This is a genomic window from Arthrobacter sp. P4_H3 (assembly GCF_056400885.1).
Genome location: NZ_JBFUKK010000005.1, coordinates 454,672 through 471,025, shown reverse-complemented (window position 1 = coordinate 471,025; position 16,354 = coordinate 454,672). Strand labels below are relative to the sequence as shown.

The following is a 16,354-nucleotide window of genomic DNA, read 5'->3' as shown; positions in this document are numbered from 1 at the left end:
ACCAGCCGGCCGGCGGTTACTGGGCCAGGCGTTGCCCCGCCCACGCACCCGGGATGGATGACGGCGAGGACAGCGCACCGGTGCTGAGGTCCCAGTACTGCACCACGTCGCCAGCGCGCCGGAGAGCCAGCCCCGTCGAATTCAGGCCCGTGACATTCTGCAGCGGACGGATCGCTGTGACGTCCGTCCATCCGCTGACCACCACGCTGCGTGCTTCGGCTCGTGGTGCCGGTGCGCCTGAGCCGCGGTAGAGGCGGACGTTGCCGTCCGTCTGCCGCGCCAGCAGATCCTGGAAACCGTCGCCGTCGTAATCCACCATGGCCAGCCGGCTGGCTGACACGCCCGACGCCATCAGCGTCCGGGTCACCAGGTCGCCCTTTCCCCGGTTGGGGTACAGCCAGAGGTTCCCGGACCCGTCCAGTGCCACCAGCTGGGGGAGCCGGTTGTTGGCGCACCAGCCTCCCAATGCCAGGGTCATTCCGGCCCATCCGGACTGGCCCAGCGTCACGGCAGGGAGGAATCCGCCGGCAACCGCTCCCGCATGCAACGTGATCCGCCCGTCGGCCCATTGGACCAGGAGGTCAAAAACGCCGTCGCGTTCCCAGTCCGTGACGAAAACTTCCTTGGCGGTGCCAAACCCGCTCCCAATGACCTGCTGTGCACCGAATTGCCGGTTCCCCAGCGAGGGGCGGTTAAGGAGCTGGCCAGACGAGTTAACGGACACAAGGTCGCCTGGACCCTTGATGGCCGCCGCCGCCAGGTCCGCCGTCGGGGGCATGTGCCGGACCAGCGGATCGCAGACCGTGACGGGCTGCGCCGGCGGTTCAGTGCTGCCGCCCGGGCTGGTGGTCGTTCCGGCGGGGAGTGTGCTGTACCCGAAGAAGTTCACCACACCCCACATGGTGTATCGGTTGGGAGTGGTCTGCCAGTTCCCGTCCGTGAAAGTGATGCCGACGCCGATCACATTGAACCGCGGGTCCTTCAGGATGGCGTTGTGGGCAGGTGAGCCCTTCCACCACTCCACGAGCTGTGCGGCGTCGCGGTCCCAGCGGACCGCGATCACTTCCCCTGCGCCGTTGGTGGGGTTGAGGGCGCGGGAGTCGGTCCAGAAGTTTGAGCGGTGCTCGATCACTTCGCGGGAGGCGATGCTGTCGGACCACTCCTGTGCCATCCCGGCCACCGTGGCGTGGTACTTCACGGCGGGAAGTCCGAACGAAGCCCGGTAGCTGTTGATGGCGTTGAAGACGGTTTTGATCTGCGACGACGCGTCGTCCCTGACCAGGGCTTCCGTGGTGAGGGACTCCGCCTGGAGCGCCTCGGTGGTGGCGGCGGGCGTAGGTTGCGACGGAGCTTGGGTCAAAGCCGCCAGGTCCGCTTCCGTGGCGGACAGCGGCGGAATGGACGCAGGTTCGGGCGGGGTGTCCTGGGCGGACGGCAAAACCTGCCCGGCATCGGACGCCGGCATGGGTGCCGTGGACGTAGTGCCGGCGGGGGCAACAGCGGATGCGGCTCCCGATGTATCTGCCAATCCGGCGGAGTCGCCCGCCCGGATGTCCGGGTCCACGGCGGGGGCCAGGCCCGGCGCCGCGGCTTCCGTGCCGCCGTCGTACGTGGCCGACGGCGGGCCGAGGGCGACGCTCTGCGTCTGGTGCCCCGCGGCTGAAGACCCGGCGGATTCCGGGCTTGAGGAAAATCCCCCCAGCTGGCCGGCAGCAGGCGGGATGAGAGCCAGCGCGCAGATCATGGCCGCCGTTGCCCGTGCCGAAATTTTCCTCAAGTCAACCCCAGATCCGTCGACGTCGTCCCTTTTGCCGGGAGAGACGCCGTCACAGCCGCAACATCAGACTCATCCTGTAGCGGAGATGACGTTCCTTAACAGCAGCAACAGTAGCCCCGGACCGCGGGGTCGGCAATGGTGCGGTATTTTTGAGTGTGCTGATCTCTGACCGCGATATTCGTGCCGAAATTGATTCCCAACGGATTGTCCTGGATCCGTATGACCCTCTGATGGTCCAGCCGTCGTCCGTGGACGTGCGGATCGACAGGTTTTTCCGGCTGTTCGACAACCACAAATACGCGCACATCGACCCCGCCGAGGACCAGCCTGAGCTGACCCGCCTGGTCGAAGTGGACTCCGGGGAGCCGTTCATCCTTCACCCGGGCGAATTCGTGCTCGGTTCCACTTACGAGACCGTGACCTTGCCGGATGACATCGCCGCACGCCTGGAGGGCAAGTCCTCACTCGGCCGGCTGGGGCTGCTGACGCACTCCACCGCTGGGTTCATCGATCCTGGCTTCTCCGGCCACGTCACCCTCGAGCTGTCCAACATGGCCACCCTGCCCATTAAGCTCTGGCCTGGTATGAAGATCGGCCAGCTGTGCTTCTTCAGGCTGAGCTCGGCCGCCGAGTTCCCCTACGGTTCCGGTGAGTACGGCAACCGCTACCAGGGCCAGCGCGGTCCCACCGCCAGCCGCAGCCACCTGAACTTCCACCGCACCGAGATCTGAGAGAGCGTCGCTGTTTAGGCGGCAGGATCTGAGAGAGCGTCGCTGTTTGGGCGGCAGGATCTGAGAGAGCGTCGCTGTTTGGGCGGCAGGATCTGAGAGAGCGTCGCTGTTTAGGCGGCGGGGGCGGGCTGGCGTTTAGCCGGGCGCCGCAACATCTTCACGATCGGTTCCACGTAGCGCGCCGCCAGCGGACCCATGATGGCCATGATGAGCACGTAGGCCGTTGCCAGTGCCGCCAAGTTGTGCGGCACCACTCCGGAGGCCACCGCGAGGCCGGCGATGACGATGGAGAATTCGCCGCGGGCTATGAGCGCGGCACCGGCACGGAAGCGGCCGGGGAGGGCAATTCCTGCGCGTTTTGCCGCCCAGATTCCCGTGATCATCTTGGTGGCGGCCGTGACGACGGCAAGGATCAGTGCCCAGCCAAGAACCGGCGGGATGGACGTGGGGTCCGTGTTGAGGCCGAACACCACGAAGAAAATTGCTGCGAACAAATCCCGCAGGGGCTCAAGGATGCGGGTTGCGCTGTGCGCGGTGGCACCGGAAATGGCGATGCCGAGCATGAACGCCCCTACTGCGGCCGAGACCTGCATGGCGGCGGCGAGGCCGGCCACCAGCAGCGCCGCGCCCAGGAGGTTCAACAGGAAGACCTCGGAGTTTTCGCTGTGCACCGCTTTGGACACATGGTGTCCATGCCGCAGGGCCACTACGAGCACCACTGTGACCACGGCGAGCGAAATTCCGACTGTCAGGAGGCCTGCCAGGAAGCTGACGCCGGCCAGCGTGGCGGTCAGGACAGGCAGGTAGACGGCCATCGCCAGATCCTCGAAGACCAGGATGGAAAGCACCACCGGGGTTTCGCGGTTACCGATGCGCCCGAGGTCGGTAATCACCTTCGCCGCAATGCCGGAGGACGAGATGTACGTGACGCCGCCCATCACCATCGCTCCCACCACCCCCCAGCCCAGCAGTACTGCCAGCCCTGCGCCCGGTAGGAAGTTCAGCACGAAGTCCAGGACACCGGCCTGCCATGACCTGCGCAGCCCGGTGACCAGCTCGGTGGCCGTATATTCCAATCCGAGCATAAGCAGCAGGAGGATCACTCCAATCTCGCCGGAGAGATGTGCGAACTCGTGCATTCCTTCCAGCTTGACCAGGCCACCGGCCCCGAAGAACAGCCCGCCCACCAAGTACAAGGGAATGGGGGACATCCCGATCCGCCCGGCCAGCCTGGCCAGTAGGCCCAGGCAGAAGACGACGGCCCCCAGTTCGATGAGGGTTAGCGCGAGCGGATCCATGCCGCTCAGCCGTTGCGCAGGATATCGGCCGCCGTGTCGAGGCCTTCTTGCGTTCCCACCGCCACGAGCAGGTCGCCGGGGTGAAGGACGACGTCGGGTCCCGGAGAGGGCACTACCTCTCCTTCGCGCATGATGGCAACAATGGAGACACCGCTGCGCGTGCGGATGCAGGCTTTGCCCATGGGCTGGTTGTTGAATGGAGAGTCGGCGCCGATGGAGAACTGGCGCGTGACGATCCCGGGGATTTCCCGGTGCTCCTCGGACAGCTGCATCGCCAGGCGCTGGCCACCCAGGAGGTTGCCCAGGGTGGCGGCTTCGTCAGCTGTCAGGGGGATGGACGCCTGGCACGTATCGGGATCGTCCCAGGTGGAAACGATCAGTTCGGTTTGACCCTCGCGGTATTCCACGACGCCGATCCGGCGCCCCGAGGCGGTCATGAAATCCTTGCGCCTGCCGAGGCCAGGGAGGTCTGTCTCATCCACGTTCATGGCACCAGCCTAGTCCGCGCGGAGGCAGTTGTGGCTCCGAAACCGCCGAATTCCCGGCCGCCTGCTCAGGCGTCAGGAACCACGGCGATCTGCACCTTGCCGGGCGGTTTGACCGGCAGCAGCATCAGCAGTCCGGCCAGCAGCACCACCATGATGCCGAGGATTCCCCAACGCTGTGCTTCGCCCGGTTCCACGAGCGGGGAGGCCACTGCGATGCAGAGCGTGAAGAGCGTTGGTGCCAGAAAGCTGACGGCCCGGCCCGTGGTGGCGTACAGGCCAAAGAGCTCCCCGGATTCGCCGTGGGGTGCCAGACGGGCAAGGTAGGCGCGGGAAGACGACTGGGCCGGGCCAACGAAGAGGCACAGGAAGAGCCCGAACACCCAGAACGTGGTGGCACCCGCCCATGCCTGGCCCAGGAAGACATAGCTGCCGTTGCCCAGGACCAGGATGACCGTGCCGGCGACCAGCAGGCCGACGAGGGAACCGATGATGACGGCCTTGGGCCCGATCCGGTCGTCCAGGAAGCCGCCGATCATTGCTCCCACAGCCGCCACGACGTTGCCGAAGATGGCGAAGAAAATGACTTCCTTCAGTTCGAACCCGAAGGTGCCCGCTGCGATGATTCCGCCAAACGTAAAGACGGCGGCAAGTCCGTCCCGGAAGATGGCGCTGGCGAGGAGGAAAAAGATGGTGTGCGGGCTGGTCCGGTAGATCGCCTTGATGCGGCGGACCAGCAACCCGTAGGAGGCCAGGAAACCCAGCTTGGCGGCCTGCTGCGGCTTGGGCAGTTCCGGCACGGCGAACAGGACCGGCAGGGCGAAGAGGAAGAACCAGAGGGCGGAGAACACCGCCACGAGCCGGATGTTGAGGCTGTCCTGGGTGGAGGCGCCGAACCACGCGAAGCTGGGCTGGACGAACAGCTGCAGGACTATCAGCAGCGCGACGATGCCGCCCAGGTAGCCCATGCCCCAGCCGAAGCCGCTGACCTTGCCGATGTTCTTAGGGGTGGAGATCTGCGCCAGCATGGCGTTGTAGTTCACCCCGGCGAACTCGAAGAAAACGTTGCCCAGGGCGATGAGCGTGACGCCGAGCAGCAGGAACTCCGGCCGCGGAAAGACGAAAAAGCACAATCCGGTAAGCACGGCGACGGCGGCCGTGTTGACGCCAAGCCACAGCTTGCGGCGTCCACCGGTGTCCGAACGCTGGCCCGTCACCGGCGCAAGGAGGGCGATAGCGGCGCCGGCGATGGCGAGGGCACCGCCGAGCACCGCGGACGCCTGGTCCTCGCCGCCGAAAGCATTGGACGTCAGGTAGACGGTGAACACAAACGTGGTCATCACGGCGTTGAAGGCCGCTGAGCCCCAGTCCCAGGCGGCCCAGGCGAGGACCCTTCCCTTGCTGGTGGCCAGCGTTCCGGACTCCAGTTCGGACGGGGGCTGCGTAGCCGCGGAGGCGGTGGCGGGGTTCATAGGCTGATGCTATCCGCCCTAAGCGCAACGACGAGTTAACGGAAGGTGGAAACTCCCCGGAGTCACGGGGAACCGGTCCACCACCCGCCCCGTGCGTGTCAAAAGTGTTTGCGTCCGCTTGATAAACTGTGGGCACCGAACCTGACGAATAGCCGCCTGCTCCAACTTTTGACAATCGAATTCCTGACGTTGCGGAGATAACCAGTGATCACAGTCCTTGCCGTGCATTTCGCGGTGGCCGCTGTGGCGCCGTTTCTGTTCCGGAAATTCCGCAGGAACTCGTTCTACGCGCTGGCCGCGGTCCCAGCAGGCTCGTTCGCCTGGCTCCTTCTGCAACGCGACGCTGTGTACCAGGGCGCATCTGGCCAAGCCTCCGCGGCACCGCCTTCCCCGGGCGGCGCAGTCACCGAAATCCTGCCCTGGATCCCCGAACTCAAGATCGAACTCGCGTTCCGGATGGACGCCCTAGCCTGGATCATGTCCCTGCTGGTGCTCGGGGTGGGCGCACTGGTGCTGGTCTACTGCGCGCGCTACTTCAAGAACAAGGACAGCAACCTGGGCGGCTTCGGCGCCCAGCTCCTGGCCTTTGCCGGGGCGATGTTCGGCCTGGTCACGGCCGACGACCTGCTCCTGATGTTCATTTTCTGGGAACTCACCACCGTCCTGTCGTATCTGCTGATCGGCTACGCCCGCACCAGGCTTTCCGCCAGGCGCTCTGCCCTGCAGGCACTGATGGTCACCACGGCGGGCGGCCTGGCCATGCTGGTGGGCCTCATTATCTTGGGTTCCAGCGCCGGAACCTATCGGATTTCAGCCATCCTGGAGCAGGCTCCGGGGCTGGCCGGCGGGCCGGCAGCGGGAGCCGTGGCCGCCGCCGTCGTACTCATCCTCATCGGTGCCGTGACGAAGTCGGCACTGATCCCGTTCCATTTCTGGCTCCCGGGCGCCATGGCGGCGCCCACGCCCGTGAGCGCGTACCTTCATGCCGCGGCGATGGTGAAGGCCGGCGTCTACCTCGTGGCACGCCTGGCGCCGGGGTTCGCGGAAACGGCCTACTGGCTGCCCATGGTGCTGGTCCTGGGCCTGGCCACCATGCTGGTGGGCGGGTACCGGGCGCTCCGGCAGACGGATATCAAGCTCATCCTCGCCTATGGCACAGTCAGCCAGCTGGGCTTCCTCACCATGGTGGTGGGGCTCGGCAAACCGGATGCTGCGCTGGCGGGGCTGGCCCTGCTCCTGGCCCACGGGCTCTTCAAAGCCACCCTGTTCCTGGTGGTGGGCATCATCGACCACCAGTCCGGAACCCGTGACCTGCGCAAGTTGTCCGGGGTCTACAAGTCATCCCGTGCGCTGGCTGTCGTCGCGGCCATCGGTGCCGCCTCGATGGCCGGAATCCCCCCGCTGGCAGGCTTTGTGGCCAAGGAATCAGTGTTCGAGGCCTTCGTGCACTACGGCACGTCCCCTGACTCCGCAGGCCAGCCCAACCCCTGGGGACTCGTGGTGCTTGCCGGGCTGGTGCTGGGATCCATCCTCACCTTCGCCTACAGCGCACGTTTTATGTGGGGCGCCTTCGCAGCAAAGCCGGGCATCGAGCCCACACCGTTCAAGGCCATCAAGCCGTCCTTCCTTGCCGCCCCGGCGCTGCTGAGCCTGCTCACCATCGTTTACGGCCTGTGGCCGGCGCCGGTGGACGAGTGGATCCAGCCGTACGCCGCGGAATTCGTGCACGACGGCGGCGATCCGGGAAGCGCGGCGGGGCACCTCGCGCTCTGGCACGGGTTTACCCCCGCACTCGGCCTGACGGCCATCACCTTCGTGCTGGGTATGGCCATGTTCTACGGACGCAACCTCGTGGCGCGGGGTCAGAGCCTGGTGCCGGCCTGGGTGGACGGCGACCGCGCCTACCAGGTAACCATCGGCGCCCTGGATGACGTGGCAGTCTGGGTCACGGGACGCACGCAGCGTGGTTCGCTGTTCTTCTACCTCGCCGTGATTCTCACAGTGGCGTTCGTGCTTCCCCTCACCGCCCTGATCATTGCAGGGAAGCCCCTGCCGGACGGCCTGTACTTCATTGATCCCAATTCGCCGCTCCAGCTCGTGGCGGGGGCCGGCATCGTGATCGGGGCGCTGGCTGCCGTGCGGGCGAACAAGCGGTTCCTCGCGGTACTGATGGTCTCCGTGACCGGCTACGGCATCGCCCTCATGTTCGCACTGCAGGGTGCACCGGACCTGGCCCTGACCCAGATGCTGGTGGAAACCATCATCCTGGTGGCGTTCGTCCTGGCCATGCGCAGCCTGCCGGCCGAGCTCCGGGACCGCACCGGCGGCAAGTACCGCGTGATCCGCGTGATCATCGGGGTGGCTTTCGGCGTCACCATGATCTTCGTTGCCATCTACGCCATGGGCGCCCGGATCGCGACGCCCGTCTCCCTGCAGTTCCCGCGGCTCGCCTACGACGGCGGCGGAGGACTCAACGTCGTGAACGTCACCCTCGTGGACATCCGGGCGTGGGACACCTTCGGCGAGATCTCCGTGCTCGCGCTGGCCGCCACCGGCGTGGCCAGCCTCATCTTTGTGAAGGGGCGCGGCGACGGCATCCGGTCCTCGTCTTCAGTTGCCGAAGGCACGGTGGGCCGGCGGTCCGTTGCCGGCCAGAGCTCCCGTGACAGCGCCGCACTGGCCCTGACCCGCAAGTTTGCAGCTTCCAGCCGGGACGCCTGGCTCGTCGCAGGACGCACCTTGGCTCCCGAACGGCGCTCCATCATCTTCGAAGTGGTCACCCGGCTGGTGTTCCACTCAATGGTCGTTTTCTCCATCTACCTCCTCCTCGCCGGCCATAACCTTCCCGGCGGCGGCTTCGCCGGCGGGCTGATGGCCGGGCTTGCCCTGACCATCCGCTACCTCGCCGGCGGCCGCTTCGAATTGCGGGAGGCCACCCCGGTGGGCGCGGGAACACTCCTGGGCATCGGGCTGGCCACGGCCGCGGCGTCGGGGGTGGTTCCGCTGCTGCTCGGCGGCCAGGTCTTCCAGAGCGCCATCATCGAACTGTGGATGCCGGTGTTCGGCGACATCAAGTTTGTCACCTCGACCATTTTCGACATCGGCGTCTACATCGTGGTGGTAGGGCTGGTGCTGGACGTGCTGCGCAGCCTTGGCGCCGAAATCGATGAACACTTTGAAGAGAGCCCGGCCGGCGAGACCGAAGGCCAGGAACCGGACGGGGTTCCCGCGGAAACCACCGGGAGGGGGAAAGCATGAACGTCAACCTGACACTGCTGACGGTCATGGGAGCCCTCTACGCCTGCGGCATCTACCTGATCATGGAACGCAGCCTCACCCGGGTGCTCTTGGGCCTGATGCTGCTGGCCAACGCGACCAACCTGCTGATCCTGGCCACCGGCGGCTACGCCGGCCTGGCACCCATGTTCAGCAAGGACACGGACCCCCGGGATTACAACGACCCCCTCCCGCAGGCGCTGATCCTGACCTCGATCGTGATCTCCTTCGCGGTGACTGCGTTCATGCTGGGCATCATCTACCGTTCATGGGTGCTGGCCCGCCGCGATGAGATCCAGGACGACGTCGAAGACCTCCGCGTGGCCGAAACCCCCAGCTTCGATGCCGAGGACGATTCCGAGATCCCCGTCGAGACGTCCGAGTTTCCGCTGACCATGATCGGATCCGACGGCCGGGGAATTTCCGATTCGGGTGTTTCCGGCGACAGCGCTTCCGGCGACAGCCCGGAGCACGCCACCGTGAAAGCGGGGGACCACAGCATCCGCGCCAAAGACGCCGCCGCGGAAGAACAGCCCGGCTCCCAAAACGTGACCCCCGGCCCCGAAGGAGGTGTGAAGTGAACATCGCAAGCTTTGCCCCGCTCGCCGTCGTACTTCCCATCCTCGGTGCCGCCCTGACGTTCGTGCTGATCCGGCACTCGCGGGCCCAGCGGGTGGTCAGCATCACGCTGCTGTCCCTGACCCTCCTGCTGGAGTGCATCCTGCTGGCTTCGGTGTGGGACGGCGGAACCGCGGCCGTCAACATCGGCGGCTGGCTGCCGCCGTGGGGCATTGTGATGGTGGTGGACCAGTTCTCCTCGCTGATGCTGGTGGTCTCCTCCACGGTCAGCCTCGCGGTGCTGGTGTACGCCACCGGCCAGGGCATGGCCGACGGCGACCAGGACGCCCCGCTGTCGATCTTCCACCCCACCTACCTGATCCTGGTGGCCGGGGTGTCCAACGCGTTCCTGTCGGGGGACCTTTTCAACCTCTATGTGGGGTTCGAGATCCTGCTGACGGCCAGCTACGTGCTGATGACCCTCGGCGGAACCGGCCCCCGCATCCGCGCCGGGGTGACCTATGTGGTGGTTTCCGTGGTGTCGTCGGTCCTGTTCCTGATCGCGATCGCGATGATCTACGGGGCGACCGGAACCATCAACATGGCGGACCTGGCCATCAAGCTGGCGGACCTGGATCCGGGAACGCAGATGCTGCTGCACGTGATGCTGCTGGTGGCTTTCGGCATCAAGGCGGCCGTCTTCCCGCTGTCCTTCTGGCTGCCTGACTCGTACCCGACGGCGCCGGCTCCCGTCACTGCGGTGTTCGCCGGCCTGCTGACCAAGGTGGGCGTCTACGCGATGGTGCGCACCGAGACTCTCCTCTTTCCGGGGGACTCGCTGAACACTCCCCTGATGGTGGCAGCGCTGCTGACCATGGTGGTGGGAATCCTGGGTGCGTTGGCGCAGAGTGACATCAAGCGTCTGCTCTCCTTCACCCTGGTAAGCCACATCGGCTACATGGTGTTCGGGCTGGCCATGTCCTCCGTGGCGGGACTGGGCGCGGCGGTGTTCTACGTGGCCCACCACATCACCATCCAGACCAGCCTGTTCCTGGTGACGGGCCTGATCGAACGACGCGGCGGAAGCTCATCGATCGACCGCGTTGCCGGGCTGGCCAAGCTGTCCCCGGTGCTTGCCCTGCTGTTCTTCGTTCCCGCCATGAACCTGGCCGGGATCCCCCCGTTCTCGGGCTTCCTGGGAAAGCTTGGGCTGATGCAGGCGGGCGTGGAGCTCGGCACACCGCTGGCTTATGCCCTGGTGATCGGCGGCGTCCTGACCAGCCTCCTGACGTTGCTTGCCGTAGCCCGCGTATGGAACCGTGCATTCTGGCGCAAGCCCGAGGACGCCGAGAACCCGGATCCGGTGCTGCTGGCCTCCCCTGAGGACTCCGATTCGGGCGACCGCGCGGGCAAGCGCAACGTCACGCTCCTGCCGCGGACCATGGTGGGATCAACCCTGGGGTTGGTGATCTTCGGCGTGGCGCTTACCGTCTTCGCCGGGCCGCTGTTCCGGGTGGCGGACCAGTCCGCCGTCGAGATGCTGGACCGGTCCGGCTATATCCAGGCGGTGCTGGGCGGGAACGCGCCGGTGCCCCCGATTGCCGAGCCGGAACCTATGCAGCCTGAACCTATGCAGCCTGAACCTGCCCGGTTTGAACCTGCCCGGTTTGAACCTGCCCGGTTTGAACCTGCGCCGCAGGAGGCGCAGAAATGAGCCGACGGCGGATCTCGATCCGGCAGGAGCTGCCGCTCCTGGTCTGGCTGGTGTTTGTCTGGGCGGCGCTCTGGCAGGACTTCAGCCCCGGCAACCTCCTGTTCGGGGCGCTCATCGCCGTGGTGGTGGCCAGGCTGTTTTACCTGCCCCCGGTGGAACTGGGCGGCCGCTTCAGCGTGGTGCGTGCCGTCCCGTTCGCGGTCGTGTTCCTGGGCAAGGTGGTGGCCGCCAGCTTCCAGGTGCTCTACCTAGCCGTGGCCCGCGGTCCTAAGGTGAGCAACGCCGTCGTGGCCGTCCAGCTCCGCAGCCATTCGGACCTGATGGTGACCGCCACCGGCCACGTCATCTCACTGATTCCCGGCTCCCTGGTGGTGGAGGTGGACCGCTCCACGTCCACCCTGTACATCCATGGACTGAACGTCCGCAACGGGGACGACGTGATGAGCCTGCGTAAGGAAGTCCGCGACACCGAGGCCGGGCTGATCCGGATCATGGGCACCCAAGAGGAACTTGCCGAACTGAAACAGGAGGTGGGCTCATGATGGAGATCGTGCTGACCGTGACGGCTGGGATCCTGTCCCTCGCGGCGGCCGGGGCAATTGTCCGCATCGCCATCGGCCCGTCCCTGCTGGACCGGGTCCTCGCCTCCGACGTGCTGCTGGCCATCATCGGGGCCACGCTCTGCATAGACATGGCCGTCAACCGGCACCTGAACAACCTGATGCTGCTCGTGGCGCTGTCCATCATCGGGTTCATCGGGTCCGTGACCGTGGCCCGCTTCGTGGCGGACCGGCGGGAGCAGCCCAATGAATCCTGAGGTTTCCGGTGTGGACACAGTCATCGACACGGTCTCAGCCGTCTTTATGGTGGTGGGCGCCGTGATGTCCCTCGGCGCGGCCGTTGGCCTGCTGCGCTTCCCCGACCTGATGAGCAGGATGCACGCCGCCACCAAGCCCCAGGTGCTGGGCCTCTTCCTGCTTCTGGCAGCGGTGGGCCTGCAGCTGCGGACCTGGTGGGTGTGGCCCGTGTTGTTCGTGGCGTGGATCTTCCAGGTGCTCACCGTGCCGGTGTCCGCGCACATGGTGGGCAGGGCCGGCTACCGCACCAAGCACCTGCACAGGGAACTCCTCACCACGGACGAGCTGGAAGCCGTGGTGCAGAAAGCCGCCGACAAACGTGACGCGGACGACGACGAAGCAAGCGGCCGGGCCTAACTTCCCATGGAGTTTTTGTCCAGATAACGCGACTTCGAGCCCGCTCATCGGCCATTATCTGGACAAAAATTCCAATAAGGGTGTGGGCTAGACGATGTCCTGGCTCTTGGCGAAGCGGGTGATGGCACGCTGGGTGCCGCGGTTGGCCAAAACCTGGATGATCGCGCTGACGGCTGCCGAAATCAGGGCAAAGGTCAGGGCGCTGCGCAGGGTGGTGGGAACGTCATCCTTGTCGCCTTTGGGCGGCTTCCTGCCGGTGACCTTTTCCCAGATGACGTCAACGGCCTTGGTGCCGGCGAATCCGGCCAGCAGGCTCACTCCGGTTCCAAGCAGCTTGATGAAAAGACTCATTCCAGGTACTCCTAAGACGGCGGAAACAGGGCTTCCCCTAGCCTAGCCCCCTCGGTGCGCGGAGCATGGTCAGCCTTCCCCCGGAACAAGGCGGCGGGCCACCCGATTGTGACAACTTCCCCCGGGATTTCGCGGGCTCCCGGGTGTAAACTGATCAACGCCCACAAGGGCGATTTGATACGACAGGGGAGCGTCGCCGTCGGGCATCACTGGAGCAGTCCAGGGGAACCGGAGGCGGGCGCTGAGAGTGCGGACAGCCGCAGACCCTCGAACCTGATCCGGTTAGTACCGGCGCAAGGGAGTCGAGTTCTCAGAGTGTCCGGCAGCAGGCGGCGGAAGCCGCGGTCCGGCCGGGAAGCACTCTCCCCTCCTGTACCTCAGGAGGAAGACATGACTGATATTTCTGCAAAGCAGACGTTGCACCACGGCAAGAAGAGCTGGCGCGTGGTGGACATTGTTGTTGCCGCGTTGATCGCCGTGGCCGGCGGCGTTATTTTCTGGGCATGGTCCCAGGGTGCCGCCGCTGTTTCACCGCCCATCAACGCCGTTTACCCGCCGCTGACCGGCCTCATCGCCGGCGGCTGGATGATTCCCGCCGTCCTAGGCATGCTGATCATCCGCAAGCCGGGCGCTGCCATCTTCTGCGAAACCGTGGCTGCCACCGGGGAACTGATCATGGGCTCGCAGTACGGTGCGTCCGTGCTGTTCTCCGGCTTCGTCCAGGGCCTTGGCGCGGAAATCATTTTCGCCGTGTTCGTCTACAAGAAGTTCAATCTGCCCGTTTCGCTGCTGGCCGGCGCCGCTGCAGGCTTCTTCTGCGGACTGAACGATGCGTTCGCGCCGTGGGGCTGGAACATCGCGTACGCTGCCGGTGACAAGCTGGCCTACATCATCTTCACCGCCATCTCGGGCGCCATCATCGCCGGGGGGCTGTCCTGGATCGCCACGCGCGGCCTGGCCAGGACAGGTGTGCTGAGCTCCTTCGCCTCCCGCAAGGCAGCCACGGAGCCCGTCTTCTCCTGATGACGGCACACTGCTCATGACGTTTACCGACAGCGTCCGCCCCGCAGCGGTCACGGCGCGGGGCTGGGGCTGGCGGCACGCCGGCCGGTCCCAGCCGGCAGTCCATGGCCTCGACCTGGACATTCAGCCGGGCGAACGCGTACTGCTCCTCGGCCCCTCCGGCGCGGGCAAGTCCACGTTGCTGCATGCCCTTGCCGGAGTGCTCGGTGACAGCGACGCCGGCGCCCACCACGGGGGCACCCCGGACGCCGAGGACTCCGACGAGACGGGCGCCCTGCTGATCGACGGCGCCCCGCCGCGCGCCCAGCGCGGGCGGGCGGGGCTGATGCAGCAGGACCCGGAGACGCAGGTGGTCCTCTCCCGTTTGGGGGACGACGTCGCCTTCGGCGCCGAAAACCTGTCCGTACCGCGCGGGGACATCTGGAAGCGTGTGGGGGAGGCGCTCGACGACGTCGGGCTGGCCCACCTGCCGCTGGACCATCCGACGTCGGCCCTGTCCGGCGGCCAGAAGCAGCGTCTGGCGCTGGCCGGCATCCTCGCCATGCGCCCGGGACTGTTGCTCCTGGACGAACCCACGGCCAACCTCGACCCCGCCGGTGTGCTGGAGGTCCGCGACGCCGTGGGCCGGTGCCTGGACAAAACGGGGGCAACGCTGGTGGTGGTGGAGCATCGCGTGGGCGTGTGGAAGGACCTCGTGGACCGGATCGTGGTGCTGCAGCCGGGATCGGCCACGGAATCCGCAGTGCTCCTGGACGGGTCCCCGGATCAGGTCCTGGCGCAGGCCCGGGACGTGCTCGTAGCCGCCGGCGTCTGGGTGCCCGGGTATGTGCCCGCCACCCGGACGCGTTCCGGTGCCGCAGGAGTGCCGGGTGCCACTGGTGGGCACGGTGCCGGAATGCCCGCTGGCGGGGACCTGCTGCTGGCCGCGGAAAGCCTGGCAGTATCCCGCGAGCGTCCCCGCCGCCGGCGTTTCAAAACCGTTCCGCCGGTCCCGGTGCAGTCCGGCATCACGGCGCAGGTCCGGGCCGGTCAGGCGCTGACCATCACCGGCCCCAACGGCTCCGGGAAATCCACGTTCGCCCTGACCCTCGCCGGGCTGCTCCAGCCGGTGGAAGGTAAGGTATCCGCCACGGTCGAGCTCAGTGACGGCGCCGGAATCGACCCGTACAAATGGAAGGCGGAGCAGCTGATCGCGCGGATCGGAACCGTGTTCCAGGAGCCGGAGCACCAGTTCGTCACCGGCCGGGTGCTGGACGAGCTGATGTTCGGCCCCCGGCACCTCGGTCACGGAGAGGAACGCGTGGACGAACTGCTGGAACGCCTCCGGCTGACCAAACTCGTGGATGCGAACCCTTATACACTCTCAGGCGGCGAGAAGCGCAGGCTGTCCGTCGCCACCGTCCTGGCCGCCCATCCCAGGGTGCTGATCCTCGATGAGCCCACGTTCGGTCAGGACGCCAACACCTGGGCGGAACTGGCGTCCTTCCTCTCCGAACTCCTCGACGCCGGCACGGCCGTGGTGTCCGTGACCCACGACCAGGAGTTCAGCGACGTCCTGGGCGGCACCGAGCTGAAACTTGGTGCGCCCCAGCTCAATCTTGCTGCGCAGGAACCCGGCCCGCGCAATCCGGAGGTGGCCGCGCCATGAGGGAAGCATTGACCCTGCACGCCAACCATGCCCTGCTCACCCGGGCCAATCCGCTGGCCAAGTTCGGCGTCGTGATGCTCATGACCGTGGTGCTGGCGCTGTCCATCGACTGGGTGTCCGCCTCCGTGGCGCTGGCCTTCGAACTGCTGCTCTTCCCGCTGGCCGGCCTGACCGTCGCGCTGCTGTGGCAGCGCGGGTGGCCGTTGATCGTGGCGGCCGCGCTGGGCGGCTGGAGCACCTCGATCCTGGCGCCGGACACCGGAAGGATCCTGCTCGACGTCGGCATCTGGTCCATCAGCGAAGGCTCGCTGGAGCTGGGGCTGGGGTTCCTGCTGCGGGGACTGGCGATCGCCCTTCCCGCGGTGCTGCTGATGAGCTGTACGGATCCCACCGACCTGGCGGATGCCCTCGCCCAGAAGGCGAAGCTGCCGCACCGCTTTGTCCTTGGCACGCTGGCGGCCATGCGGCTGGTCGGGCTGATGGCGGAGGAATGGCAGACCATCGGCATGGCCCGGCGCGCCCGGGGCGTGGGCTCGCACGGGAACCCCGCGCAGCGTCTCCGGGCGACGCTCGGGCAGAGCTTCGGCCTCCTGGTGCAGGCCATCCGCCGGGCTTCACGGCTCGCGGTCACCATGGAAGCGCGCGGTTTTGGCGGCGCGCAACGGACCTGGGCGCGCGAATCGACGTACAGTGCGTTGGATATCTGGGTGGTGCTCGGCGGGCTCCTCATTGCCGCCGCGGCCGTCTCCGCGGCAGTCGGGGCGGGGACCTGGAACATGGTGTTCCTCGAGCAGCAATAGACCGCCC

15 protein-coding genes and 1 riboswitch are annotated in these 16,354 nt (G+C 66.5%); of the genes, 10 read left to right on the top strand and 5 right to left on the bottom strand.

Annotated elements, in window-relative coordinates; genetic code table 11:
- Positions 1-16: 16 nt before the first annotated feature.
- A complete protein-coding gene (locus AC1DRE_RS10335; RefSeq protein WP_476984541.1) occupies positions 17-1,777 on the bottom strand; it encodes a CAP domain-containing protein in 1,761 nt (586 codons plus the stop codon).
- Positions 1,778-1,932: 155 nt separating this feature from the next.
- On the opposite strand from AC1DRE_RS10335, the gene dcd reads away from it, so the two are divergent.
- Positions 1,933-2,508 (top strand): dCTP deaminase, encoded by a 576-nt coding sequence (gene dcd, locus AC1DRE_RS10330; RefSeq protein ID WP_476984540.1) that lies wholly within the window; start codon positions 1,933-1,935, stop codon positions 2,506-2,508.
- 110 nt (positions 2,509-2,618) lie between these two features.
- Here the strand turns inward: dcd and AC1DRE_RS10325 are convergent, their stop codons facing one another.
- The 3 genes from AC1DRE_RS10325 to AC1DRE_RS10315 all read right to left on the bottom strand — a co-directional run bounded on the left by AC1DRE_RS10325 (position 2,619) and on the right by AC1DRE_RS10315 (position 5,763).
- On the bottom strand, positions 2,619-3,806 hold the full coding sequence (locus AC1DRE_RS10325; protein ID WP_476984539.1) for a cation:proton antiporter: 1,188 nt from the start codon (positions 3,804-3,806) through the stop codon (positions 2,619-2,621).
- Between the two features lie 5 nt (positions 3,807-3,811).
- A complete protein-coding gene (locus AC1DRE_RS10320) occupies positions 3,812-4,294 on the bottom strand; it encodes a cation:proton antiporter regulatory subunit (protein WP_476984538.1) in 483 nt (160 codons plus the stop codon).
- 65 nt (positions 4,295-4,359) lie between these two features.
- Positions 4,360-5,763: an MFS transporter gene (locus tag AC1DRE_RS10315; protein WP_476984537.1), complete on the bottom strand. Its 1,404-nt coding sequence runs from the start codon at positions 5,761-5,763 to the stop codon at positions 4,360-4,362.
- 204 nt (positions 5,764-5,967) lie between these two features.
- Between AC1DRE_RS10315 and AC1DRE_RS10310 the strand changes: the two genes are divergently transcribed.
- Genes AC1DRE_RS10310 through mnhG form a run of 6 tightly spaced genes read left to right on the top strand, consistent with a single transcriptional unit; the run spans position 5,968 to position 12,525 of the window.
- A complete protein-coding gene (locus AC1DRE_RS10310) occupies positions 5,968-9,021 on the top strand; it encodes a Na+/H+ antiporter subunit A (protein ID WP_476984536.1) in 3,054 nt (1,017 codons plus the stop codon).
- Positions 9,018-9,620, top strand: a complete 603-nt coding sequence (locus tag AC1DRE_RS10305; RefSeq protein WP_476984535.1) for a Na(+)/H(+) antiporter subunit C — start codon at positions 9,018-9,020, stop codon at positions 9,618-9,620. Before AC1DRE_RS10310 ends, AC1DRE_RS10305 begins: the two co-directional genes overlap by 4 nt.
- Complete coding sequence (locus AC1DRE_RS10300) at positions 9,617-11,311, top strand: Na+/H+ antiporter subunit D (protein ID WP_476984534.1); 1,695 nt, start codon at positions 9,617-9,619, stop codon at positions 11,309-11,311. The genes AC1DRE_RS10305 and AC1DRE_RS10300 overlap by 4 nt, the downstream gene beginning before the upstream one ends.
- Positions 11,308-11,853 carry a Na+/H+ antiporter subunit E gene (locus AC1DRE_RS10295; protein ID WP_476984533.1) on the top strand — a complete coding sequence of 182 codons (546 nt, stop codon included), beginning with the start codon at positions 11,308-11,310 and terminating at the stop codon, positions 11,851-11,853. Before AC1DRE_RS10300 ends, AC1DRE_RS10295 begins: the two co-directional genes overlap by 4 nt.
- The gene (locus tag AC1DRE_RS10290; RefSeq protein ID WP_476984532.1) at positions 11,850-12,128 is read left to right on the top strand and encodes an MrpF/PhaF family protein; all 279 of its coding nucleotides are present in this window, start codon (positions 11,850-11,852) and stop codon (positions 12,126-12,128) included. The genes AC1DRE_RS10295 and AC1DRE_RS10290 overlap by 4 nt, the downstream gene beginning before the upstream one ends.
- Entirely contained in the window at positions 12,118-12,525 is a 408-nt protein-coding gene (gene mnhG, locus AC1DRE_RS10285; protein ID WP_476984531.1) for a monovalent cation/H(+) antiporter subunit G, read from the top strand. The genes AC1DRE_RS10290 and mnhG overlap by 11 nt, the downstream gene beginning before the upstream one ends.
- 87 nt (positions 12,526-12,612) lie before the next feature.
- On the opposite strand, the gene AC1DRE_RS10280 is transcribed toward mnhG, so the two are convergent.
- Positions 12,613-12,876, bottom strand: coding sequence for a DUF4235 domain-containing protein (locus tag AC1DRE_RS10280; RefSeq protein ID WP_364123747.1), 264 nt, complete (start codon positions 12,874-12,876; stop codon positions 12,613-12,615).
- A gap of 174 nt (positions 12,877-13,050) precedes the next feature.
- Positions 13,051-13,194: riboswitch (TPP riboswitch) on the top strand.
- A 72-nt stretch (positions 13,195-13,266) separates the two neighbouring features.
- On the opposite strand from AC1DRE_RS10280, the gene AC1DRE_RS10275 reads away from it, so the two are divergent.
- The 3 genes from AC1DRE_RS10275 to AC1DRE_RS10265 are packed head-to-tail and all read left to right on the top strand — an operon-like array spanning position 13,267 to position 16,347.
- Complete coding sequence (locus AC1DRE_RS10275; RefSeq protein WP_476984530.1) at positions 13,267-13,899, top strand: ECF transporter S component; 633 nt, start codon at positions 13,267-13,269, stop codon at positions 13,897-13,899.
- A 16-nt stretch (positions 13,900-13,915) separates the two neighbouring features.
- Positions 13,916-15,547, top strand: coding sequence for an ABC transporter ATP-binding protein (locus tag AC1DRE_RS10270; RefSeq protein WP_476984529.1), 1,632 nt, complete (start codon positions 13,916-13,918; stop codon positions 15,545-15,547).
- Positions 15,544-16,347, top strand: coding sequence for an energy-coupling factor transporter transmembrane component T family protein (locus AC1DRE_RS10265; protein WP_476984528.1), 804 nt, complete (start codon positions 15,544-15,546; stop codon positions 16,345-16,347). The genes AC1DRE_RS10270 and AC1DRE_RS10265 overlap by 4 nt, the downstream gene beginning before the upstream one ends.
- The last annotated feature ends 7 nt before the right edge of the window (positions 16,348-16,354 follow it).